This is a genomic window from Streptococcus ruminicola, from assembly GCF_011387195.1.
Classification (GTDB): Bacteria; Bacillota; Bacilli; order Lactobacillales; family Streptococcaceae; genus Streptococcus; species Streptococcus ruminicola.
The window spans coordinates 1,916,773-1,939,064 of record NZ_CP046919.1 but is presented as its reverse complement, the minus strand read 5'-3'; the positions used below and the strand labels follow the sequence as shown (position 1 = coordinate 1,939,064).

At 37.4% G+C, this 22,292-nt stretch carries 24 protein-coding genes; 21 read left to right on the top strand and 3 right to left on the bottom strand.

The genetic code is table 11. From position 1 onward, the window contains the following. Positions 1–54 precede the first annotated feature (54 nt). Positions 55–546 (top strand): preQ(1) synthase, encoded by a 492-nt coding sequence (gene queF, locus GPZ88_RS09810; protein ID WP_074626685.1) that lies wholly within the window; start codon positions 55–57, stop codon positions 544–546. Positions 547–582: 36 nt separating this feature from the next. Here the strand turns inward: queF and GPZ88_RS09805 are convergent, their stop codons facing one another. Next, positions 583–1,080 carry a DUF308 domain-containing protein gene (locus GPZ88_RS09805; protein WP_039696754.1) on the bottom strand — a complete coding sequence of 166 codons (498 nt, stop codon included), beginning with the start codon at positions 1,078–1,080 and terminating at the stop codon, positions 583–585. A 235-nt stretch (positions 1,081–1,315) separates the two neighbouring features. Between GPZ88_RS09805 and gdhA the strand changes: the two genes are divergently transcribed. The 9 genes from gdhA (at position 1,316) to GPZ88_RS09760 (ending at position 10,556) form a co-directional block, all read left to right on the top strand. After that, positions 1,316–2,665 (top strand): NADP-specific glutamate dehydrogenase, encoded by a 1,350-nt coding sequence (gdhA, locus tag GPZ88_RS09800; RefSeq protein WP_074626687.1) that lies wholly within the window; start codon positions 1,316–1,318, stop codon positions 2,663–2,665. A 156-nt stretch (positions 2,666–2,821) separates the two neighbouring features. Next, positions 2,822–3,331: a GNAT family N-acetyltransferase gene (locus tag GPZ88_RS09795; protein WP_093814675.1), complete on the top strand. Its 510-nt coding sequence runs from the start codon at positions 2,822–2,824 to the stop codon at positions 3,329–3,331. Next, on the top strand, positions 3,328–3,738 hold the full coding sequence (locus GPZ88_RS09790) for a peptide deformylase (RefSeq protein WP_166044310.1): 411 nt from the start codon (positions 3,328–3,330) through the stop codon (positions 3,736–3,738). The genes GPZ88_RS09795 and GPZ88_RS09790 overlap by 4 nt, the downstream gene beginning before the upstream one ends. A gap of 143 nt (positions 3,739–3,881) precedes the next feature. After that, entirely contained in the window at positions 3,882–4,322 is a 441-nt protein-coding gene (locus GPZ88_RS09785) for a MarR family winged helix-turn-helix transcriptional regulator (protein WP_006531250.1), read from the top strand. A gap of 3 nt (positions 4,323–4,325) precedes the next feature. Next, positions 4,326–6,140, top strand: a complete 1,815-nt coding sequence (locus GPZ88_RS09780; RefSeq protein WP_166044308.1) for an ABC transporter ATP-binding protein — start codon at positions 4,326–4,328, stop codon at positions 6,138–6,140. After that, positions 6,130–7,902, top strand: coding sequence for an ABC transporter ATP-binding protein (locus GPZ88_RS09775; protein ID WP_166044306.1), 1,773 nt, complete (start codon positions 6,130–6,132; stop codon positions 7,900–7,902). Before GPZ88_RS09780 ends, GPZ88_RS09775 begins: the two co-directional genes overlap by 11 nt. A gap of 100 nt (positions 7,903–8,002) precedes the next feature. Continuing rightward, positions 8,003–8,638 (top strand): GTP pyrophosphokinase, encoded by a 636-nt coding sequence (locus tag GPZ88_RS09770; RefSeq protein WP_166044304.1) that lies wholly within the window; start codon positions 8,003–8,005, stop codon positions 8,636–8,638. Positions 8,639–8,640: 2 nt separating this feature from the next. Continuing rightward, positions 8,641–9,321, top strand: a complete 681-nt coding sequence (locus GPZ88_RS09765; protein ID WP_166044302.1) for a response regulator transcription factor — start codon at positions 8,641–8,643, stop codon at positions 9,319–9,321. Positions 9,322–9,329: 8 nt separating this feature from the next. After that, complete coding sequence (locus GPZ88_RS09760) at positions 9,330–10,556, top strand: sensor histidine kinase (RefSeq protein WP_166044300.1); 1,227 nt, start codon at positions 9,330–9,332, stop codon at positions 10,554–10,556. Positions 10,557–10,600: 44 nt separating this feature from the next. On the opposite strand, the gene GPZ88_RS09755 is transcribed toward GPZ88_RS09760, so the two are convergent. Both GPZ88_RS09755 and GPZ88_RS09750 read right to left on the bottom strand, forming a co-directional pair. Further along, positions 10,601–11,446 (bottom strand): aldo/keto reductase, encoded by an 846-nt coding sequence (locus tag GPZ88_RS09755; protein ID WP_074626695.1) that lies wholly within the window; start codon positions 11,444–11,446, stop codon positions 10,601–10,603. A gap of 66 nt (positions 11,447–11,512) precedes the next feature. Then, positions 11,513–12,427 carry a LysR family transcriptional regulator gene (locus GPZ88_RS09750; RefSeq protein ID WP_074626696.1) on the bottom strand — a complete coding sequence of 305 codons (915 nt, stop codon included), beginning with the start codon at positions 12,425–12,427 and terminating at the stop codon, positions 11,513–11,515. A gap of 580 nt (positions 12,428–13,007) precedes the next feature. On the opposite strand from GPZ88_RS09750, the gene GPZ88_RS09745 reads away from it, so the two are divergent. From GPZ88_RS09745 to mvaD, 11 genes are all read left to right on the top strand, one after another. Then, positions 13,008–14,045: a uroporphyrinogen decarboxylase family protein gene (locus tag GPZ88_RS09745; RefSeq protein WP_166044298.1), complete on the top strand. Its 1,038-nt coding sequence runs from the start codon at positions 13,008–13,010 to the stop codon at positions 14,043–14,045. A 51-nt stretch (positions 14,046–14,096) separates the two neighbouring features. Further along, positions 14,097–14,975, top strand: a complete 879-nt coding sequence (locus GPZ88_RS09740; RefSeq protein WP_074626697.1) for a transporter substrate-binding domain-containing protein — start codon at positions 14,097–14,099, stop codon at positions 14,973–14,975. 9 nt (positions 14,976–14,984) lie between these two features. Next, complete coding sequence (locus GPZ88_RS09735; RefSeq protein ID WP_166044296.1) at positions 14,985–15,677, top strand: amino acid ABC transporter permease; 693 nt, start codon at positions 14,985–14,987, stop codon at positions 15,675–15,677. A gap of 10 nt (positions 15,678–15,687) precedes the next feature. After that, positions 15,688–16,371: an amino acid ABC transporter permease gene (locus tag GPZ88_RS09730; protein ID WP_039696768.1), complete on the top strand. Its 684-nt coding sequence runs from the start codon at positions 15,688–15,690 to the stop codon at positions 16,369–16,371. Positions 16,372–16,386: 15 nt separating this feature from the next. After that, on the top strand, positions 16,387–17,145 hold the full coding sequence (locus GPZ88_RS09725) for an amino acid ABC transporter ATP-binding protein (RefSeq protein WP_074563865.1): 759 nt from the start codon (positions 16,387–16,389) through the stop codon (positions 17,143–17,145). A 220-nt stretch (positions 17,146–17,365) separates the two neighbouring features. Next, positions 17,366–18,049, top strand: a complete 684-nt coding sequence (locus tag GPZ88_RS09720) for an amino acid ABC transporter permease (RefSeq protein WP_033152775.1) — start codon at positions 17,366–17,368, stop codon at positions 18,047–18,049. Further along, entirely contained in the window at positions 18,009–18,686 is a 678-nt protein-coding gene (locus GPZ88_RS09715) for an amino acid ABC transporter permease (protein WP_158914011.1), read from the top strand. The genes GPZ88_RS09720 and GPZ88_RS09715 overlap by 41 nt, the downstream gene beginning before the upstream one ends. 5 nt (positions 18,687–18,691) lie before the next feature. After that, positions 18,692–19,438 (top strand): amino acid ABC transporter ATP-binding protein, encoded by a 747-nt coding sequence (locus GPZ88_RS09710; protein WP_275938818.1) that lies wholly within the window; start codon positions 18,692–18,694, stop codon positions 19,436–19,438. Positions 19,439–19,467: 29 nt separating this feature from the next. Further along, entirely contained in the window at positions 19,468–20,340 is an 873-nt protein-coding gene (locus tag GPZ88_RS09705) for a cysteine ABC transporter substrate-binding protein (RefSeq protein ID WP_158914009.1), read from the top strand. 155 nt (positions 20,341–20,495) lie between these two features. After that, positions 20,496–21,374 carry a mevalonate kinase gene (gene mvk, locus GPZ88_RS09700; RefSeq protein WP_166044294.1) on the top strand — a complete coding sequence of 293 codons (879 nt, stop codon included), beginning with the start codon at positions 20,496–20,498 and terminating at the stop codon, positions 21,372–21,374. Beyond that, positions 21,356–22,291 (top strand): diphosphomevalonate decarboxylase, encoded by a 936-nt coding sequence (mvaD, locus tag GPZ88_RS09695; protein WP_166044292.1) that lies wholly within the window; start codon positions 21,356–21,358, stop codon positions 22,289–22,291. Before mvk ends, mvaD begins: the two co-directional genes overlap by 19 nt. The last annotated feature ends 1 nt before the right edge of the window (position 22,292 follow it).

Sequence of the window (22,292 nt, the reverse complement as noted above, 5' to 3'; positions counted from 1 at the left end):
TGTCACAATTACACTGATATTTGATAATAAAATGGAATTAAAAAGGAGATTTTAATGACAAGAACAGATGAAATGAAAGATTTGACCCTGCTGGGAAATCAAAATACCAAGTATAAATATGATTATGATCCAAGTATTCTTGAATCATTTGATAACCGTCATATCGATAATGATTACTTTATTAAATTCAATTGTCCTGAGTTTACCTCACTATGTCCGATTACAGGTCAGCCAGATTTTGCAACAATTTATCTCTCATATATTCCTGATAAACTGTGTGTCGAATCAAAATCATTGAAACTTTATCTATTTAGCTACCGTAATCACGGTGATTTTCATGAAAATTGTATCAATACCATTGGTAAAGACTTGATTAATTTACTTCAACCACGTTATCTTGAGGTTTGGGGAAAATTCACTCCACGTGGTGGCTTATCAATTGATCCGTATTTTAACTACGGCAAACCTGGTACCAAGTATGAAAAAATGGCAGATTATCGCTTGATGAACCATGATTTGTATCCAGAAACCATTGATAATCGTTAAAAAATAACCCTCGGATTTTTCCGAGGGTTTTGTTGATTATAATTTAAATGAAAAACTAATACCGGAAACGCCGACAGCCATTAGAAGAAGACCAGCCAAACGACCGACAAAGATAGCTGACAAAGTTGGATTAAATAGGAGGAATAATCCCAGAAGAATGGCGAGAACTGCTGAACTTAAGAAACGATTGGCATCAAAGAATCCAGCTTTTTTCATTTGAAAACCACCAATCAAACGTAAGATACCACTAATTAAAATCCAATAAGCAGCGATGGTCATGACTGCACTTGATAGAGACATAACAGAGCTTGATAGCAGGATGATTCCAAAAACAATGGACAAGATACCTTGTAGCAAGTACCAAAGCGAACGATTAACGCTACTTGAATACATAAAGAGACTTGTGAAGCCAGACAAGAAAATAATAATGGCGATAATCCAACCAATCATGGCTGTAGTCGTGAAGGGATGAATAAAGAGAAAAAGTCCGATAAGTAGGGCGATAATCCCTGACCAAAGTGATAAACCTTTCATAATGCTACCTCCTATATTGTCACCTTAATCATACCATAAATCACGAAAAAAAGATTGTTAGAAGTTATAGCTTAGAGAGTTAGAAAAACCTAAGTAACATAAGATGTAATGTTTTATAACATCAAAATGGAAAAATTTTCAAAAAGTTACAGTAAATGCTTGACAGAAATATTCAGAAAATTTATAATATTTAATGTAATACAAAATTACAATCTCGTTTATGGAGGACATATATATGACAACAGGTAAAGAGTATGTAGCTGGCGTCTTTGAAAAGGTGAAAGCTCTTAATGCTCATGAGCCCGAATTTCTACAAGCTGTAGATGAAGTGTTTGAATCACTGGTTCCAGTGTTTGATAAATATCCTAAATACGTTGAAGAAAATATTCTTGAACGTTTGGTAGAACCTGAACGCATTGTTTCTTTCCGTGTTCCTTGGGTTGATGACAAAGGTCAAGTTCAAGTGAACCGTGGTTTCCGTGTTCAGTTCTCATCTGCGATTGGTCCTTACAAAGGTGGTCTTCGTTTCCACCCATCAGTAAACCAATCAATCATCAAATTCCTTGGATTTGAACAAATCTTTAAAAACTCACTTACTGGTCAACCAATCGGTGGTGGTAAAGGTGGTTCTAACTTTGATCCTAAAGGTAAATCAGATAACGAAATCATGCGTTTCTGTCAAAGCTTTATGACTGAGTTGAGCAAACACATTGGTGCTGACACTGACGTTCCAGCTGGTGATATCGGTGTTGGTGGACGCGAAATTGGTTACCTTTACGGTCAATACAAACGTCTTCGCAATGAATACACAGGAGTTCTTACTGGTAAAGGACTTACTTACGGTGGTTCTCTTGCACGTACAGAAGCAACTGGTTACGGTGCTGTTTACTTTGCTGAACAAATGCTTAAAGCTCGCGGCGAAGATTTCGCTGGCAAAGTAGCTCTTGTATCAGGTTCAGGTAACGTTGCTATTTACGCAACTGAAAAACTTCAATCACTTGGTGCTAAAGTTGTTGCTGTTTCAGACTCATCAGGTTACGTTTATGACCCAGAAGGTATCGATGTTCCACTTCTTAAACAATTGAAAGAAGTTGAACGTGCTCGTATCGTGAAATACGCTGAAGCTCGTCCAAGTGCAACTTTCACACCTGCTAACGAAGGGACTATCTGGTCAATCAAAGCAGACCTTGCTTTCCCATGTGCTACACAAAATGAAATCAATGCTGAACAAGCTAAAATGCTTGTTGACAATGGTGTCATTGCTGTTACTGAAGGAGCAAACATGCCTTCAACATTGGAAGCTATCGAAGTCTTCCAAAAAGCTGGTGTTTCATTTGGTCCTGCCAAAGCAGCCAACGCTGGTGGTGTAGCTGTCTCAGCCCTTGAAATGGCTCAAAATAGCCAACGTACACCTTGGACATTCGAAGAAGTAGATGCTAAACTTTACAACATCATGAAAGGCATTTACGAAAATGCAGCAGCTGCAGCCAAAGAATTTGATGCAGAAGGTAACCTTGTTGTTGGTGCCAATATTGCTGGATTCCTTAAAGTTGCTGAAGCAATGTCAGCACAAGGTATTGTTTAACATATTACCTTAGAACCGTACAGACGGATTCAACAAGCCATTTTGTCTTAAATTAATTCTCTAATATCAAATAACCGAATCGAGCTCACCTAGGTGGGCTCTTTTGGTTGCTTGAAAAATTTGCTATAATATTTCTATCGAAAGAGAGGTCTTCTTATGATTGAAGTGAGAGAAGTAACTGTTAAAGATGCTAAAAATCTGCTTGAATTTTGTAATCAGGTTGGTTCAGAGACAGATAATCTTTCTTATGGCAGTGAAGGGATGGGACTTTCTGTTGCTGAGGAAGAGAAAATCTTAGCAAAATTTCAAAATGACAAGATGTCATATTTTTTATTAGCAGAAGAAAACGGTCAAATTGTTGGAAGTTGTAATTGTAGAAGTTTTCGAAAAAAACGTTTGTCACACCGTGCAGAAATTGGAATTGCAGTTAAAAAAGCCTATTGGAATAAAGGCATTGGGCGTAAACTCTTAACACGCTTAATCGATCTTAGTCGACAATCAGGTCTTAAAATTCTCTCACTTGAGGTTCGTACGGATAATAAGGGAGCTATTCACCTCTATGAAAGTTTAGGTTTTCGTAGGATTGGAACCTTTGAAGGCTTTATGGAAATTGATGGCAAGTCTATCGATTTTGACATTATGGAATTATTTTTGGAGAAATCATGATTAAAGAAATTGTAAAAGATACCTTTTTCTTGGCGCAAAAATCGCAAGAAGCTACAAAAGAGGATTTGTATCTAGCCCAAGATTTGCAGGATACCTTAAATGCGAATCGTGCTAATTGCATTGGAATGGCAGCGAATATGATTGGTGTTAAAAAACGCGTGATTATTGTCAATATGGGCTTGGCAGATTTGGTGATGTTTAATCCAGTTCTGACGAACAAATCTCTTCCTTTTGACACTGAAGAGTCTTGTCTATCACTTTTAGGGTCTCGTCCAACACGACGTTACCAAAAAATCGATGTTACTTTTATGGACAAGAATTGGAATAAACAAAGCTTAACATTAACTGGTTTAGCAGCACAAATCTGTCAGCATGAACTAGACCACTTAGAAGGTATTATCATCTAGAAAAGTTGTTAGTGCAGCTTTTCTTTTTTTACTGGTTAAAAAATAATTACCATGAGAACTTTTTTCTTGACATTAGTTCTCATAAGAACTACAATGTATTTTACAAGAATAAATCTTGAAAAATTTCAGAAAGTGAGGAAAAAATGCGAGACAAAGATCCGTTTTCACAATTTAGATACTTTATTAATTTGATGGAGAATCGGGTACATGAGCTCGGTGAGCAGCATGGTGTTGAAAATCTCGCTGGTCCGCAGGGTTTTGCAGTTCTTTATTTACGTGAAAATGAAGACAAGGAAGTTTTCATCAAGGACATTGAGCGTAAGCTTAAGATTTCAAAATCTGTGACCAGTAATTTGATTAAGCGAATGGAGAAGAATGGCTTTATTGAGGTGGTTCCGTCAGAGGTTGATAAGCGTTATAAGCGTGTCGTCTTGACTGAGCTGGGCAAAGCAAAATCCAAAGACATCGATGCTTTTCATACTGCTATTCATAAACAAATTTTTGATGGTATTAGCCGTGAAGAACTAGAAATTTCTGGTCGTGTCTTTGATCGCATTTTGAAAAACTTAGAAAACAAGGAGTAACGCATGTTAAAAATTTTTAAACGTTTAACGGCAAAAGAAATCATCATGATGATTATTGCCGTCTTATTTGTGTGTTTGAATGTTTTCTTGGATTTGAAAATTCCAGATTACATGTCTGACATCACATCCTTGCTCTCAACTCAAGGAACAAAAGCAAAAGATATTTTTGCTTGGAATCTAGATGCCCCAGGTATGCGTATGGTCTTGCTTTCTTTAGGAAGTTTTGCAGCCTCTGTAGTTGTCGGATTCTTAGCCGCACGCATCGCAGCAAGTTTCAGTACGCGTTTGCGTGATGATATTTTCCATAGTGTTTTGGACTTTTCGGATGCGGAAATCAAGAAATTTTCAATTCCAAGTCTTTTGACACGTACAACAAATGACATTACTCAAATTCAGTTGGTCTTTACCATGGGACTTCAAGTTATTACCAAAGGACCCATTATGGCAATCTGGGCAATCACGAAGATTGCTGATAAAAACCATGAGTGGTTGATGGTGCTGGTTGTAGCAGTGGCTGTCATGATTTTGATGTTGATTTTCTTGTTGATGATGGTAATGCCAAAACAACGCATGATTCAAAAATTAACAGATAAATTGAACAGTATTACACGTGAGTCATTGACAGGTATTCGTGTTGTTCGTGCTTACAATGCTGAAAGTTATCAAGATGGTAAATTTGCTAAAGCTAATGATAACGTGACAAACTTTAACCTCTTTATCAACCGTTCAATGGCTTTGATGTCGCCAGTTATGACAAGTATTTCAAGCGGGATGACTTTGGCCATTTATTGGATCGGTGCCTTCTTGATTGAGGATATTGCTATTCCAAAAGATCCAACTAAAATCGCTGGTGCTATGCAAGATAAAGTTAATATCTTCTCAGATATGGTGGTTTATTCATCATATGCCATGCAGGTGGTCATTGGATTTATGATGATGATTATTGTCTTCTTCATTCTTCCCCGTGCAGTTGTTGCTGCTGGTCGTATCAATGAAGTTTTAGATACAAAACCATCTGTTATTTATCCTGAAGAAAGTAAAGTTCAGCCGGTCGAAAAAGGTTCTGTAGAATTTGATGATGTGTCTTTCCGATATAGCGATCATTCGGAAGCTGTTTTGGAACATGTTTCCTTTAAAGCTAAAGCAGGTGATACGGTTGCCTTTATCGGATCAACTGGTTCAGGTAAATCAACATTGGTAAACTTGATTCCTCGTTTTTATGATGCAAGTGAAGGAACAATCAAAGTTGACGGTGTTGACGTTCGTGATTACGATCATGACACCCTTCACAAGATTATTGGTTACATTCCGCAAAAAGCTGTGCTCTTTAGTGGAGACATTGCTTCAAATATGGACATGGGTGACAGCAATAGTTCACCGCTTGATGATGACAAGATGTGGGAAGCACTTGATTTGGCACAAGGTAAAGACTTCGTTGAAAGTAAAGAAGGTCAATTGAAAGCCCAAGTCTCTCAAGGTGGTCAAAACTTCTCAGGTGGTCAAAAACAACGTTTGGCAATTGCGCGTGCACTTGCCCGTAAACCTGAAATTATCATCTTTGATGATTCATTCTCAGCGCTTGATTATAAGACTGACCGAATCCTTCGTTCTCAATTGAAAGAACGTACAGCTGACATGACTAAGTTGATTGTTGCCCAACGTATTTCAACAATCATGGATGCCGATCAAATCTTAGTCTTGGATGAAGGAAAAGTAGTTGGTCAAGGTACTCACGAAGAATTGCTTGCAAATAATGAAGTTTATCGTGAAATTGCCTACTCACAATTATCTAAGGAGGAATTAGAAAATGGAAAATAAGAAAAAAGTATCCTTCTATGGCAGAATGAAGCCATACATTAAAGGTTTCCAATTTCCATTTATCCTTGCGGTAATTGGAGCCATAATCTCAGCGACTGTTACTGTTATCGGTCCTGATAAATTAAAAGAAATTACAAATACCATTATGAAAGGCTTGACACCAACTAAAATGGGGACTATCCCTGGTGTTAACCTAGATAAGGTTGGACAAATTGCTTTAACCCTTGCCATTTTATATGTGATTTCTGCAGTTGTTGGTTACATTCAAAACTTTACAGTAGCTACCATTGTTCAACGTTTCTCTCAACGTTTGCGTGCAGCTATCCAAGTTAAAATTGACCGTGTGCCGCTAAATTATTTTGACAGTCATTCACAAGGGGATACCCTTTCTCGTGTAACAAATGACGTGGATTTACTTGGTCAATCTCTTAACCAAAGTTTGGGAACATTGGTCACTTCAGTAGTGCTTTTGATTGGTTCGATTTTCATGATGTTCCATTCAAATGTCAGCATGGCGCTAACAGCAATTGGGTCAGTCTTTATCGGTTTCTTGCTAGTTGTTGTGATTATGGGGTCATCTCAACCCTTGTTCAAACGCCAACAAAATAACTTGGCAGCTGTTAACGGTTATGTTGAAGAAATTTATTCTGGTCATAATGTGGTAACAAGCTACAACGCATCTGAAGAAACTAGTCAAGCATTTAAAACACTTAACACAAATCTTTACAAATCAATGTGGCAATCACAATTCTTATCAGGTATTATGATGCCGCTCATGATTTTCATTGGTAACTTTGGTTATGTTATGGTCTGTGTGGTTGGTGCAGTTAAGGTGATTAATGGCGATATTACCATGGGTGATGTGGTTGCCTTTATGACTTACGTGCGTATTTTCTCACAACCATTATCACAAATTGCCCAAGCCTTCACACAAATGCAATCAGCTACAGCTGCCATGAGTCGTGTCTTTGAATTCCTTGAAGAAGATGAAATGGAAGACGATTCTGATAAAGAACGCCAATTGACAGATGTTAAAGGTGAAGTTACATTTGATAATGTCTTCTTTGGTTATTCTAAAGATAAAACCATTATCCATGATTTCTCTGCAGTTGCAAAACCTGGTCAAAAGGTTGCTATCGTTGGTCCAACAGGTGCTGGTAAGACAACTATTGTTAACCTTCTTATGAAATTCTATGAAATTGATAAAGGTCAAATTGCTATCGATGGTGTTGACACACGTTTGATGTCACGAGAAGAAGTCCATGACCAATTCTCAATGGTGCTTCAGGACACTTGGCTCTTTGAAGGAACAATCAAAGAAAACTTGATTTACAACCAAGAAAATATCACTGATGACCAAGTAGTGGCAGCAGCTAAAGCAGTTGGTGTTCACCACTTTATCATGACGCTTCCTGATGGCTATGACACCTATCTTGATGATTCTGTTACTCTTTCAATCGGTCAAAAACAACTCTTGACCATTGCGCGTGCCCTCTTGAAAGATGCTCCGCTTCTTATTCTAGATGAAGCAACATCATCAGTCGATACACGTACAGAAGAGTTGATTCAAAAAGCCATGGATAAATTGATGGAAGGTCGCACATCATTTGTGATTGCCCACCGTTTATCAACGATCAAGAATGCTGATTTAATCCTTGTCATGAAAGATGGTAACATCATTGAACAAGGTAGTCATGATGAATTGATGACAGAAGGTGGCTTCTATGCTGACCTTTACAATTCACAATTTGAAGTAGCCTAAAAAAAGAGACCTAATGGTCTCTTTTTTGATAGGAAGTTTGATTTATCCTTATTTTAAGATAATTTGCTATAATGACAGTAACATACAGTTAGGAAAAGATATGACAGAAACGATTTATGGAAAATACGCTGTTTATCTTCCTTTGATTTTAGAAGACTTTAGCCAGCGTATTCAAGAAAAAAATGACCTGACCAAGAAAGAGACAGGTTATAAGTTATTTGAGCATTTTATATCACGAATTAAGACACAAGAAAGCATGGTTGAAAAATGTCAACGAAAAGGTTTTGAAGTCTCAACGGAGTCAGCTCTACGACAAATTCGTGACAGTATCGGTTTACGTATTGTTTGTGGCTTTGTTGATGATATTTACCGTTTGGTAGATGTGATTCATTCTTTTGATAATTGTCACGTGATTGAGGAAAAAGATTACATTAAACATGCCAAACCAAATGGTTATCGCTCTTATCACATGATTGTTGAGGTTGAAACCCCTTATCCAGATTGTCTTGGAAATGAGCAGGGCTCATACTTTATCGAGGTTCAGCTTCGCACCATTGCCATGGATTCCTGGGCGAGTTTGGAACATCAGATGAAATACAAGCATGACATCAAAGACCCAAAACGTATTGTGCGTGAGTTAAAACGCTGTGCTGATGAATTGGCTTCCTGCGATTTGACTATGCAAACCATTAGCAATTTGATTCAGGAAAGTTCTCAGGTTGAAGGAGACGACTAATTATGAGAGTACTTATAGCAGAAGACGAAGTTCAGATGAACCGTGTGTTGACAACCGCTCTTACGCATGAAGGCTATGAAGTTGATTCGGTTTTTGATGGGCAAGCAGCGATTGATAAAGCTAAGGAAAATGCCTACGATGTTATGGTCATGGACATTATGATGCCAAGAAAAACAGGGATTCAGGCTGTGCAAGAAATCCGTCAAACTGGTAATCAAGCTCACATCATTATGCTAACAGCTATGGCTGAAATTGATGACCGTGTGACAGGGCTTGATGCAGGAGCGGATGATTATCTTACTAAACCATTTTCGCTAAAAGAATTGCTTGCGCGCCTTCGCTCGATGTCACGTCGAGTGGATACCAACTTTACATCGAATATTTTAAAACTGGGAAGCGTTACTCTAAATGTTGGTGAGCAAGAACTAGCTAGTCAAAATACCATTCGCTTAGCAGGAAAAGAAGCTAAGATGCTTGAGTTTTTTATGTTAAATCCTGGCAAGAAACTCTCAACGGAGCAGCTTTTCAATCACGTCTGGGCAAATGATAAAGACGATCCTGATATTGATGAAGGTTATGTTTTTATTTACGTTTCCTATCTTCGCCAAAAACTTCAATCTGTTGGAGCCAATCTTGTGATTGAAGGAGAAGACATGGGTGATTATGAATTGAAAGAATTATAGGTGGCGCTATGTTTCGTAAACTTCGTCTACGTTTTATTGCTATTGCCTCTTTAGCGATTCTAATTGTGCTGTTTTCTGTTGTTGGGGTTTTGAATTCAGCTCGCCATGTTCAAACTGTTGATGAGATTAATAAAATTTTGACTCTCCTTTCTGATAATGGTGGAAGTTTTCCTAGCATTTCAAAGACAACAAGTGAGCTTGGTGACACTGTATCAGTAGACACTCTTTTTCAATACCGTTATTTTAGTGCTAAAATGGACCACGACGGCAATATCATCTCCTTAAATTCTAGTAATATTTCTGATTTGACGGACCAAGAAGTCAAAGAATTTTTGGAAAGAATCAATCATTCTAAGGATACGAGAGGGGATTTTTCTTATCACCACCACACTTATTCTTACATGGTGTCTGAGACTAGTCGTCGTAGCGATTTAATCGTGGTACTAGATTCGACTAATCAATTTAGAGATAATATGACTCTGGTGCATTTGTCGATTTGGATGTCAGGGATTAGTTTTATTTTCTTTGTCTTGGTGATTTCGATTGTGTCTGGCAAGGTGATTAAGCCATTTATTCGCAATTATGAGCGGCAACGTCGTTTTATCACCAATGCAGGGCATGAATTGAAGACGCCTCTTGCTATCATTTCAGCTAACAATGAACTGGTTGAGTTGATGAATGGTGAGTCAGAGTGGACTAAAAGCACTAATGATCAAGTGGAACGAATGACTGGTTTGATTAATAGCTTAGTTGCCATGGCACGCTTGGAAGAACAGCCTGAGTTGGTCCTTACTAATGTGAATTTTTCAGACATTGCTAGAGATGCTGCCGAAGACTTTAAAGGACCAGTTATCAAGGATGGCAAAGAATTTGTCATGGACATTCAGCCAAATATTCATGTTAAGGCTGAAGAAAAATCGTTGTTTGAACTTGTTACGCTTTTGGTTGATAATGCCAATAAATATTGTGACCCAGCTGGCAAGGTTTCGGTGACCCTAAGCAAGAACAGATTGTCAAAAGCCAAACTTGAAATCTCTAATACTTACACCAAAGGAAAAGACGTTGATTATACGAAATTCTTTGAGCGATTTTACCGAGAAGATGAGTCGCACAATAACAAGACTTCGGGTTATGGCATTGGTTTATCAATGGCACAAACTATGGTCAAACTTTTCAAGGGCAATATCTCTGTAAATTATAAAGACGATACCATCACATTTGTGGTTAGTTTGTAAATAATGACAAACAAAAAAGGCAGCAATCTTGCTGCCTTAATTTTTTATGCTTTATAACCTGATAGGCGTTTGACTTGTTCGATGCTTTCATTTGGTCCGTAGTTGTTTGGGAAACGGTCGAGTTTTGCGATGGTATCAAGGTCATTTTGGCTGAGTTCAAAATCAAAAACTTTGAAGTTTTGTCTGATACGATCTAGGTGAACAGATTTTGGAATGGTCAAAATATCATTTTGAAGTTGCCAGCGAAGAATGACTTGAGCAACGGTTTTACCATATTTTTCAGCAATGCTGTTTAGGGTAACGTCGTTGAAGATGTCATCTTTTCCTTGGTTAAATGGACTCCACGCTTGTGTTGTTATGCCAAATTCTGCATTAGCCTTGCGAAGTAAGTTTTGTTGTTTGTAAGGATGAAGCTCAATCTGGTTGAGGGCTGGAACAATTTCAGTATTTAAGGCAAAATCAGCAATACGTCCAGTTGAGAAATTGGAAACACCAATTGCTCGAATGCGACCTTCTTTATAAAGGTCAGCCATGGCACGCCAGGCACCGTGTGTATCCCCATATGGTTGGTGAATGAGATAGAGGTCAAGGTAATCAGTACCGAGTTTTTTAAGGCTTTCTTCAAAAGCTTTTTTGGTTTCGTCATAGCCAAGCTGATTAATCCAAGCTTTTGTAGTGATGAAAATCTCTTCTCGTTTGATACCTGAAGCTTTAATGGCACTTCCGACAGCCTCTTCATTACGATAGAGCGCAGCTGTGTCAATCAGGCGATAGCCTACTTCAAGAGCGTTTTCCACGGCTTTTTGGCATTCATCTTGGTCAAACATTTGCCAAACACCAAAGCCGAGTTTAGGGATTTGAACACCGTTGTTTAAGGTTTTAAATTCCATAAGCGTCCTCCTTTTTTTCTTTATTCTAGCATAAAAGACTTACAAGCTTAAAAGATATGACTTGAACTAGAAAAGTTGACTCTTGTCTGAGAATTCTTCTAAGCTGAGTTTGATTTCATTGATGAAACTTGCTCCGATCTCAGAGAGTTTTTTCTTACGATTGGTCACATAACCTAGTGTGTGTTTAGGACTATTTTGCAAAGGTATGAGAACAATCTGGTCTTTGACAAAACTATTAACAATGCCAAGACCTGAAGCGTAAGCGTCTGTTGCACAGAGTAAATTCATGACAGTTCCACGGTCATTGCTGTAGAGAATGCGTTGTTGGTCATGAATATCAAGAGCATCTTCATCAAAATTCAGTCCAGACTGTTCTTGACGAAAGCGTATTTGATTATAGCCTTTTAAGTCTGTTTCTGAAATGACAGATTTGTGAGCCAATGGATGGTCACGGCGTAAAAAGACACGCGTTGGAAATTCGCCAAGCGAGGTAAATTCCAAATCATGATATTGCAAAGCTGATGTTAAAATATGTTCATTCTCATCATCTAGGTAAATAATCCCAAGGTCAGCTTCAAAAGAAGCGACGCTGTCTAAGATTTTTTTAGTGGTCGTTTCAATGGTTTGAAATTCCTGATAATCCTGCTTGAATTCTTGCGCCACTTTGGCAAGAGGAATCGAGAGAAAATCATAGTGGTGTGAGGCAACTGTAAAACTTTTTTTGAATTCATCATGATAGCGTTGCTGTAACAAATCCAATTCGCCGATAATGCGCTTAGCATATTTCAAAAAATCATGACCGTCTTCAGTTAAACGAGCTCCTGTATTAGAGCGCGTGAAGAGTTGAACACCTAATTCATTTTCTAAATCTTTGATGGAGCAAGACAAGTTGGGCTGAGTCATGTATAATTCCTTAGCAGCTTGGCTAAATGAGCCTACACGAGCGACGACTTCGACATAACGACATTGTTGGAAATTCATAAAACATCATCCCTTCTTGTAATAATTGTTACTTATTATAGTTTAAAAAGATTAAAAAATCAGCAAAATTCTGATAAGAATATCTAAAGCCTTGATAAAAAAATCCTATAGCGGGTGATAAATGACCTTAATCATTACTTGATTTTATGGCTAGCGATAAAAAGAATAGATTTTTCTAAAGTAGCATAAGCTGTTACAATAAGCTTAGAAAGCTACTCGGAGGTGAGGTGTCAATGCTCTTAACAGAAAAGCACTTAAGAAATAGCTCAATTGCTGTTACAATTATTCTTGTCATATCTCTTCTTATTTTTTTAAAATTTTCTTCCTTCAAAGCCTATCAAACTAATAAAGAATCATCTCAAATTCGAAAGGAAGACATTATTCGCATTAATAGTCTAAAGAGTTTGACACATTTACCTTATGAGTAAAAAGAAAGCTGAGAAAAGTTTCTCAGCCTTCTTTTTTTACTTTTTGGTATCATAACTCATTTTTATGGCTGAGCATAAATAAAATAGATTTTTCAAGACTTCTAAAGCGTGATAGTATAATTGCCATACCAAATGAAAAGGAGATTACGCTTATGACAACAAAGAGAGAATGGGTTTTAAAAGCATTTAAAAATGAAACAGTTGACAAGGTTCCAGTCGGATTTTGGTATCATTTCACAACTGATGATGAACGAAGCGATGGTTTCAATCCTGTTATCTTTAATAAAAACATTGCAGGACACCAAAAATTTATTTCAGACGTCAATCCTGATTTTGTAAAAATCATGAGCGATGGTTTCTTCACTTATCCAAATGATTTCATTCGTGAAGGGATTACCTCAATTAGAGACCTTGAGGGGATTAAGTCTATTGGCAAAAATCATCCTTGGATTAATAAACAAGTTGAACTGGCTAAAAAGATTCGTGAGGATTTTCCTGAAGACATTGCTTCTTTTTATAATATCTTTGCTCCAGCGACTTATCTTAAATGGCATTTGGCTGGTAAAGGTGGTAACGGTGATCACGTTATTGAAGATTTCATCAAAGAAGATGCTGAATTGACAAAACAAGTTTTGGATGTGATTGCTTTTGATATTGGACTTCTGACAAAACGCTTAATTGAAGAAGCTGGGGTTGATGGCATTTATCTCAGTGTTCAGAATTTGCAAGATTCACGTTTGAGTCATGACGAATATGATCATGTGATTAAACCGAGTGAACTCCACATTTTGCATCGTGCTATTTCAGCAGGTGGAACAAATATTCTTCATATCTGCGGTTATGAAGGAGCAACCAATGATATTTCTTACTATACAGATTATCCAGCAGATGTCATTAACTGGGCGGTTGAATTGGAAGGTGTTAGTCTAGCAAAAGGGCGTCAGCTATTTGGTGGCAAAACTGTTCTTGGTGGTTTTAACAATACAGAGTCGGGTCTTTTGTATAAAGGTAGTAAAGAAGCCATTCAAGCAAGAGTCAGAGAATTGCTTAATGAAACTGGACATCAAGGCGTGGTTATCGGAGCTGATTGCACGGTACCAAGTGACATTGCATCAGAGCGCATTGCTTGGGTGAAAGAAGCTGTTGCTACTTACGATGAAGTGGTCCTTAAAGAAGCTGTCGGATTTTAAAAGTTTTTAGGAATTAGGGAAAAGTTTTAGGTAAAAAAAGGAGTGGGTTATATGAGCAAGAAAAAATGGATTATTTCAGGTGGAGTTGTTTTAGCGATTGTGGCAGCGACAGTTGTGGGACGTCAATTAACAGGTAAGACATCAGCAAGTGCAGACAGTTCACAATCAAGTTCTGATAAAGTGACGACCTTACAAGTCGCTCACACGCAAAACTATGTCCCTTATGACTTTGTTAATGATAAAGGGGAAAGTGATGGATTTGAAGTTGCGGTCTTAAAAGCCGTAGATGATAAATTAAAAAATTATAAATTTGAATACACTGGGACAAGTGATGAAGATTTGTTAATCGGACTTGAATCTGGTAAGTACGACATCGGAGTCAAAGGGGCTTGGTACACTGAAGAACGCGCCCAAAAATTTGTTATTCCTGACCAAGCTATCGGAGCTAGTGTGATTGGCTTTGCCGTTCGAAAATCTGACGAAAACAAATATAAAGATATTGATTCTTTTGCTAAAGCAGGTGGTAAATTAGTTCCAATCTCACCACAAAACGCACAGTATAATGTTATTCAAGAATACAACAAAAAAGCTAAACACCCGATTGAACTCAAAGAATCTGAAAGCTTCTCAGTTGCTGATGCCTATGCTTGGGTTCTTGAAGGTCGTTACGATGCTTACTTCTCAATTAAATTGTCATTTGAAGAAGCCGTCCAAAAAGAAGATGGTGCTTATCATCAATACGCTGACCAATTGACATGGTTCCCATATAAGGGAATTGAAACTTACCCATTGATTCATAAAAATGATACTAATAAAGCATTTGCAAAAGAATACGATAAAGCCATTAAAGAATTGCAAAAAGATGGTACAATCGCTAAACTTTCAGAAAAATACTTTGGAGAAGATGTCTTTAGTTATGTAACAGATTAGGAGGTAGCTATGGTTTCTTATGAACCGTCTCGTGTGATAAGAGTTATTCCAGATATCTTGTCAGCTCTACCTCTTACCTTGTGGGTCTTGGCATTAACTGTTTTGTTAGGAAGTTTATTAGGTTTCTTGTTAGCTTATGCACAACTATCAGACGAACAGGGCTTTTCCATTTTAGCTAGAGGCTATGTCTTTATACTAAGATGTACACCACCAATTGTTCTTATCTTCCTTGTTTTTTATGGTTTACCTCGTTTTTTAGAATGGTGGTTAGGGATTGATGTAAATGGCTGGTCACGTTCGATATTTGTGATTTTAGCAATGACTTTGCTCTTTGCGGCTAGTATTTCTGAAGTGTTCAAATCTTCTTATTTAGCCCTTCCAAAAGGGCAATTAGAAGCAGGGCTTAGCATTGGATTAAGTGAGCTGCAGACCTTTGTGCGTATTCTTTTGCCACAAGCTTTCAGAATTGCTCTTCCTAACATCACTAGTGCGGTGATTAATTTATTAAAAGATATTGCTCTTGCCTATACGATTGGTTTGGTGGATTTGATGGGTGAAGGCAATCTTATCATTTCGCGCAATATGGGCAATTATTCTTTGGAAACTTATACCGCAGTTGCCATTATTTACTGGGTTATTGCACTGATTTTGTCTGTTGTTACTCATGTGATTGAAAATGATTTGGATACTAGAGAGGGTTAAGGAGGAGATTATGGATTTTTCTTATATTTTAGAAACATTTGTGAAAACTCTCGCTGGTATTCCGGTGACGTTGGGAATTATGGTCGTTTCTATTCTTTTGAGTTTTTTCCCAGCACTTTTCTTGGCTTTGGGGCGTATTTACAGGGTCAAAGGGGTGACAACATTTTCAGTGATTTACCTTGCTTTTATTCGCTCAACGCCAGCTATTTTATTAATTTTATTCTTTTATAGTTTATTTCCTAGTTTATTAAACCAATTTTTAAAAGCTCTTGGTATCAATATTTTTGAGTTAAATCCGATTTATTATGCCTATGTTATCTTTGGACTTATGACAACTGGGAGTCTTTCAGAAATTATTCGCTCTGCAATTTTGACGGTTAATAAGGGGCAGTTAGAGGCAGCTCTTGCGATCGGTTTGACGGCAAAGCAGGCTTATCTGAGAATTGTCTTTCCCCAAGCCATTCGTCAGGCATTGCCAAATCTCTGTAATCTGGTGATTAATCTTGTCAAAGGTACCTCTCTTGTTTTTGTGATGACAGTGAAAGATATTACAGCGATAGCGAAAGTGGAGGCGGCTTATGGTTATCATTATTTTGAATCTTATTTTGTTATTTTCATTATCTACATTGTTATATGTGGAGTGATTCAGTACATCTTTAAATTTCTGGAAAAACAAAGCCAACTGGTGGGATAATGTGAGGAGAAATTTATGCTAACAGTAAAGAATATTGAAAAATCATTTGGAGATAAGAAAGTTTTAGATGGTATTAGTTTGACGGTTAATCAAGGAGATGTTGTCGTTATTTTGGGACCATCGGGATCAGGAAAAACAACCTTTTTAAGGTCATTAAATTACCTAGAACATGCTGATTCGGGTGAATTAGAACTGGATGGAAAGACTTATGATTTAGCTAAAATCAACCGCAAAGATGTGCTAGAGATTCGTAAAAAGACTGCTTTTGTTTTTCAAAATTATAATCTATTTGCTAATAAAACAGCGCTTGAAAATATTTTAGAAGGCTTAGTGATTGCCAGAAAAGTTCCAAAGGAAAAGGCAATTCCTATTGCTGAAAATGCCCTAAAAAAAGTAGGACTTCTTGATAAAAGAGATTATTATCCAAGTCAGTTATCAGGTGGTCAACAACAACGTATTGGAATCGCGCGTGCTATTGCGGTAAAACCAGAGGTTATTCTTTTTGACGAACCAACGTCTGCACTCGATCCAGAATTAATCGGTGATGTTCTTGATGTCATGAAAGAACTTGCTAAAGAGGGTGTGACAATGGTGGTAGTTACTCACGAAATGAGTTTTGCGCGTGATGTCGCAACGCACGTTATTTTTATGGAAGGTGGGCATATCATCGAAGAAGGTGACCCGAAAGAATTCTTCACACGACCAAAAGAAGAGCGTACCAAGCAATTCTTGACACGAATTATTCCAGAATTAAATATTGACCCAGTAATATAGATGGCTCTTATGAGATTATTGAAAAAGAAGAAGTAAAAAACTATGTTATGACTGGTTTTATCAACTGAACTAATTACCTAAACAAAAGGAGGCTGATACATTTCAGCTTCTTTTTAAGTGTTGTGCTATAAAAAATATTTATGGCACAGCATAAAATATTTAGAGTACACGACTATAGAAGAATTCTTTATAATACCTTTATAACGTTTGGAGGGATATTATGTTAGATTGGGGCTTTGTTTATGAGAATATTCCCTTGTATCAACAAGCTTTGGTGCTTACGATTCGTTTGGCTCTATTTGGCATCTTGGGAGCGATTATTTTAGGCTTTTTCATTAGTTTGATTAAGTACTACAATGTAGCTATTTTAAGTCAAATTTGCCAGATTTATATTGAATTGTCTCGTAACACGCCGCTTTTGATACAGCTTTATTTTCTCTATTATGGCTTGCCTAAAGTTGGAGTGGTTTTACCATCGGAGCTTTGTGCGATTGTTGGTCTAATCTTTTTAGGTGGTTCTTACATGGCGGAGTCATTTCGTTCAGGGTTGGAAGCAGTGTCCAAAAGACAGTATGAAGTTGGTTTGAGCATCGGATTATCACATCTTCAGAATGTTTTTTATGTCATCCTTCCTCAAGCAATCGCAGTTGCACTTCCGTCGTTGGTTGCTAATATCATCTTTCTTGTCAAAGAGACGTCTGTCTTTTCAATCGTTGCACTTGCTGATTTGATGTACGTAGCTAAGGATTTGATTGGACTGTATTATGAGACCGATGAGGCGTTGTTAATGTTGGTAGTTGCTTACTTGATTGTTCTTTTACCGATTTCACTATTAGCAAGGGTACTAGAAAGGAGGTTGCATCATGCAGGTTTCAGGACTCCAGGTGCTGTTTCAGGGAAATAATTTTTTGCGACTCCTTAAAGGACTGTTAGTTACGATTAATATTTCCCTAGTGTCCATTCTTATTTCAGTGGTTTTAGGATTCTTGTTTGGTTTTATAATGGTTTCACGCTTTAGAGTGATTCGCTTTATTTCACAAATCTATCTAGAATTTATTCGAATCATGCCACAATTAGTCTTGCTCTTTCTTGTTTATTTTGGTTTAGCTAGAACTTTTAATCTCAATTTATCTGGTGAAGTAGCAGCACTTATTGTCTTTTCAATGTGGGGAACAGCTGAGATGGGAGATCTTGTTCGCGGAGCGTTGACATCACTACCAAAACACCAAATTGAAAGTGGTCTTGCTCTGGGATTAAACAATCGACAGTTATTCATTTACGTTGTTATGCCACAAATTTTACGACAATTATTACCCCAAGCGGTTAACCTAATGACACGAATGATTAAAACAACGTCATTAATTGTTTTGATTGGTGTTGTCGAAGTGGTAAAAGTTGGTCAAGAGATTATTGAAGCTAATCGTTTGACTGTAACTAGCACCGCAATTTGGATTTATGGTTTAATCTTTATGATGTATTTTGCTGTTTGTTTTCCAATCTCGAGATTGTCAGTTTATTTAGAAAAACGTTGGAAGGAGTGAATCATTTGGCAACAATTTTAGAACTTAAAGATATTGAAAAATCTTATGGCGAGCAAAAGATTCTCAATCAAGTTTCGTTTTCCGTTGAAGAGGGTGAAGTTTTAGTCATTCTAGGTCCGTCAGGTTGTGGAAAATCAACATTACTTCGTTGTATCAATGGCTTGGAACCAATTCAAGCAGGAAGAGTTGAACTTGAAGGTAAGGAAATTTTAAAAGAGTCTAAAAATCTTCCTCTTGTTCGCCAAAAAATTGGCATGGTATTTCAATCCTACGACCTTTTCCCACACTTAACAGTTCTAAAAAATCTTTTATTAGCACCAGTAAAGGTTCAAAAAAGGTCAGTAGAGGAAGTGAAGGGCGAGGCATTAAAACTACTTAAGCGAGTTGGTTTAGAAGGAAAAGAAAAGAGTTATCCTCACGAGTTATCTGGCGGTCAGATGCAAAGGGTTGCTATTGTGAGAAGTTTACTTTTACATCCTGAAGTGCTTCTATTTGATGAAGTTACAGCGTCACTTGACCCTGAAATGGTTAGAGAAGTTTTAGAGTTGATTGGGGAACTTGCACATGAAGGTAGGACAATGATTATTGTGACGCATGAGCTACAGTTTGCAAAAGCGATAGCAGATCGTGTGATTTTTCTTGAAAAGGGACAAATTGTAGAAGAAAGTGATGCGAGATTATTTTTCAGGCAACCAAAAACTCAACGTGCGCGTGATTTCTTGAATGTCTTTGATTTTTCTACAGTTGGTTAAATAGGTAATAAAATTTTAAGGAGTTATATATGAAAATTGTAAAACGTTTTTTAGCGATTGTTAGTCTTTTATTAATTGTTTTTGCTGCAGGATGCTCAACTTCAAAATCCTCAACAACTAAAAATTCATCTTCAGCTACGTCAACAGCCAAAGCTCGCTCTCTTGATGCAATCAAGAAGAGCGGTATCATTAAAATTGGAGTTTTCTCAGATAAAAAACCGTTTGGTTATGTTGACGACAAAGGAAAATACCAAGGATATGATGTTTATTTTGCAAACCGTTTAGCAAAAGATTTGGGAGTTAAAGTTAAATATGTTTCAGTAGACCCAGCAAGTCGTGTTGAGTATTTGACATCAGCTAAAGTAGATATTATTCTTGCCAACTTTACAGTGACTGATGAACGTGCAAAACAAGTTGATTTTGCTTTGCCATACATGAAAGTAGCGTTAGGTGTCGTATCGCCAAGTAATCAATTAATTTCTGACGTTGATGCTTTAGAAGGAAAAACTTTGATCGTTGGCAAAGGAACGACAGCTGAAACATACTTTGAAAAACATTATCCAAAAGTAAATCTTTTAAAATTTGATCAGTACAGCGAAGCATATCAAGCACTGTTAGATGGTCGAGGTGACGCGCTATCAACTGACAATACAGAAGTTTTAGCATGGGCTTTGGAAAATAAAGGTTACGAAGTTGGCATTACAAGTTTGGGTGACACAGATACCATTGCTCCAGCAGTTCAAAAAGGAAATACTGAGCTTCTTGATTGGATTAATGATGAAATTAAATCTTTGGGTGATGAAAACTTCTTCCACGAAGACTATGACAAGACATTAGCTCCAGTTTACGGTGATGCTGCAAAAGCAGATGACTTGGTCGTAGAGAGTGGTGAAGTTGATTAAAAAATCAACAATGTAAAAATTAAGAAATCTGAGATTGATTGTCTCAGATTTTTTCGTGATTTATTTGAATGCTATAACATTTTTTAGTAAGAGTCGCTTTTTTTTCGGAACAATGATAAAATGGAGTGTAGACTAAAAAATTATAAGAGAAGAAAATGACTAAGAAAATTGGCGTCGGAAAGGCGCATAGTAAGATTATTTGGATGGGTGAACATTCAGTTGTTTACGGCTATCCTGCTATTGCGATTCCTCTTCAAGGAATTGAAGTAGAATGTCGTATCTATCCAGCTGATAAAAAAATTCACTTCGATTATTATGATACCCTATCAACTGCCGTTTATGCGGCTTTAGAATACCTTAACCATACAGATGTATCCATTTCGTATGACATTCGTTCAGAAATTCCACAAAAACGTGGCATGGGCTCATCAGCGGCGGTTTCTATCGCAGCCATTCGTGCAGTCTTTGATTATTTTGAGCAAAGCATCGACATGGATACACTTGAAATTTTGGTGAATAAAGCAGAAATTATTGCACATTCAAATCCGAGTGGCCTTGATGCTAAAACATGTTTGAGTGACAAGGCAATTACCTTTATTCGAAATATTGGTTTTAGCACACTTGACCTAGACTTGGATGCTTATCTTGTTATCGCAGATACGGGTATTTATGGAAATACGCGTGAAGCAGTTGAAAAAGTTGCACAAGCTGAGGAAAATAATTTGCCATATTTGGCTGCTTTAGGAGACTTGACAGAAATGGTTCAAAAAGCGATTCAAGACAAGGCTATTTCTGAAATTGGTCCCTTGATGACAAAAGCACACAGTCACTTACAAGCAATTGGCGTTAGCATTGAAAAAGCTGACCAATTAGTTCAGATTTCTTTAGAAAACGGCGCTCTAGGTGCCAAAATGAGTGGTGGAGGTCTTGGAGGATGTATTATCGCCCTTGCACAGACCAAAGCACAAGCAGAAAAAATTAGTAAAGCATTAACAGAAGGAGGAGCGGTTCAAACGTGGATCGAAAAATTGTAACGGTAAAATCATATGCCAATATCGCTATTATCAAATACTGGGGGAAAGCTGACGCAGCTAAGATGATTCCAGCAACCAGCAGTATTTCATTGACACTGGAAAATATGTTTACCACAACAAGTATATCCTTTTTGCCAGATTTAGCCAGCCACGATGAATTTTACATCAATGGTGTTTTACAAGATGATAAAGAACACGCTAAAATTTCTGCCATCATTGATCAATACCGTGGGCAGCGTTCAGAATATGTCAAGGTTGAAACAAGCAACAACATGCCAACAGCTGCAGGACTTTCATCAAGTTCAAGCGGTCTGTCTGCCCTTGTTAAAGCGTGTAACGAACTCTTTGAAACTGGTTTAAATCAAGCAGAACTTGCTCAAAAAGCAAAATTTGCTTCAGGTTCCTCATCGCGTTCATTCTTTGGACCACTTGCTGCTTGGGACAAAGATTCTGGTGAAGTTTACCCTGTTCAAACAGACCTCAAGCTTGCTATGATTATGCTTGTCTTGAGTGATAGTAAGAAACCAATTTCTAGCCGTGAAGGTATGAAACGTTGTGTTGAAACGTCAACAACTTTTGCGGATTGGGTCAAACAATCTGAACAAGATTACAAAGATATGCTTGCCTATCTTAAGGATAATGATTTTGAACGTGTTGGAGAGTTAACTGAACGCAACGCACTTGCAATGCATGACACAAACACACATGCAAATCCACCATTTAATTACCTAACAGAGGAAAGTTATAAGGCAATGGACTTCGTTAAACAGTTGCGTTCAGAAGGTGAAAAATGTTATTTCACAATGGATGCTGGGCCAAATGTTAAAGTGCTTTGTTTAGAAGAAGATTTGGAGCGATTGACAAAACGTTTTGAAGAAAACTATCGTGTCATCGTTTCACGAACTAAGGAATTGTAAG

Excerpts from the sequence above, each read along its gene's own strand:
- GPZ88_RS09725 (WP_074563865.1), top strand. The coding sequence starts at position 16,387 with ATGCTAACAGTAAAGAATATTGAAAAATCATTTGGAGATAAGAAAGTT.
- GPZ88_RS09735 (WP_166044296.1), top strand. The coding sequence starts at position 14,985 with ATGGTTTCTTATGAACCGTCTCGTGTGATAAGAGTTATTCCAGATATC.
- gdhA (WP_074626687.1), top strand. The coding sequence starts at position 1,316 with ATGACAACAGGTAAAGAGTATGTAGCTGGCGTCTTTGAAAAGGTGAAA.
- GPZ88_RS09780 (WP_166044308.1), top strand. The coding sequence starts at position 4,326 with ATGTTAAAAATTTTTAAACGTTTAACGGCAAAAGAAATCATCATGATG.
- GPZ88_RS09795 (WP_093814675.1), top strand. The coding sequence starts at position 2,822 with ATGATTGAAGTGAGAGAAGTAACTGTTAAAGATGCTAAAAATCTGCTT.
- GPZ88_RS09765 (WP_166044302.1), top strand. The coding sequence starts at position 8,641 with ATGAGAGTACTTATAGCAGAAGACGAAGTTCAGATGAACCGTGTGTTG.
- GPZ88_RS09745 (WP_166044298.1), top strand. The coding sequence starts at position 13,008 with ATGACAACAAAGAGAGAATGGGTTTTAAAAGCATTTAAAAATGAAACA.
- GPZ88_RS09785 (WP_006531250.1), top strand. The coding sequence starts at position 3,882 with ATGCGAGACAAAGATCCGTTTTCACAATTTAGATACTTTATTAATTTG.
- queF (WP_074626685.1), top strand. The coding sequence starts at position 55 with ATGACAAGAACAGATGAAATGAAAGATTTGACCCTGCTGGGAAATCAA.
- GPZ88_RS09705 (WP_158914009.1), top strand. The coding sequence starts at position 19,468 with ATGAAAATTGTAAAACGTTTTTTAGCGATTGTTAGTCTTTTATTAATT.
- GPZ88_RS09775 (WP_166044306.1), top strand. The coding sequence starts at position 6,130 with ATGGAAAATAAGAAAAAAGTATCCTTCTATGGCAGAATGAAGCCATAC.
- GPZ88_RS09750 (WP_074626696.1), bottom strand. The coding sequence starts at position 12,427 with ATGAATTTCCAACAATGTCGTTATGTCGAAGTCGTCGCTCGTGTAGGC.
- GPZ88_RS09755 (WP_074626695.1), bottom strand. The coding sequence starts at position 11,446 with ATGGAATTTAAAACCTTAAACAACGGTGTTCAAATCCCTAAACTCGGC.
- GPZ88_RS09720 (WP_033152775.1), top strand. The coding sequence starts at position 17,366 with ATGTTAGATTGGGGCTTTGTTTATGAGAATATTCCCTTGTATCAACAA.
- GPZ88_RS09715 (WP_158914011.1), top strand. The coding sequence starts at position 18,009 with ATGCAGGTTTCAGGACTCCAGGTGCTGTTTCAGGGAAATAATTTTTTG.
- GPZ88_RS09730 (WP_039696768.1), top strand. The coding sequence starts at position 15,688 with ATGGATTTTTCTTATATTTTAGAAACATTTGTGAAAACTCTCGCTGGT.
- GPZ88_RS09740 (WP_074626697.1), top strand. The coding sequence starts at position 14,097 with ATGAGCAAGAAAAAATGGATTATTTCAGGTGGAGTTGTTTTAGCGATT.
- GPZ88_RS09760 (WP_166044300.1), top strand. The coding sequence starts at position 9,330 with ATGTTTCGTAAACTTCGTCTACGTTTTATTGCTATTGCCTCTTTAGCG.
- mvk (WP_166044294.1), top strand. The coding sequence starts at position 20,496 with ATGACTAAGAAAATTGGCGTCGGAAAGGCGCATAGTAAGATTATTTGG.
- GPZ88_RS09790 (WP_166044310.1), top strand. The coding sequence starts at position 3,328 with ATGATTAAAGAAATTGTAAAAGATACCTTTTTCTTGGCGCAAAAATCG.
- GPZ88_RS09805 (WP_039696754.1), bottom strand. The coding sequence starts at position 1,080 with ATGAAAGGTTTATCACTTTGGTCAGGGATTATCGCCCTACTTATCGGA.
- GPZ88_RS09770 (WP_166044304.1), top strand. The coding sequence starts at position 8,003 with ATGACAGAAACGATTTATGGAAAATACGCTGTTTATCTTCCTTTGATT.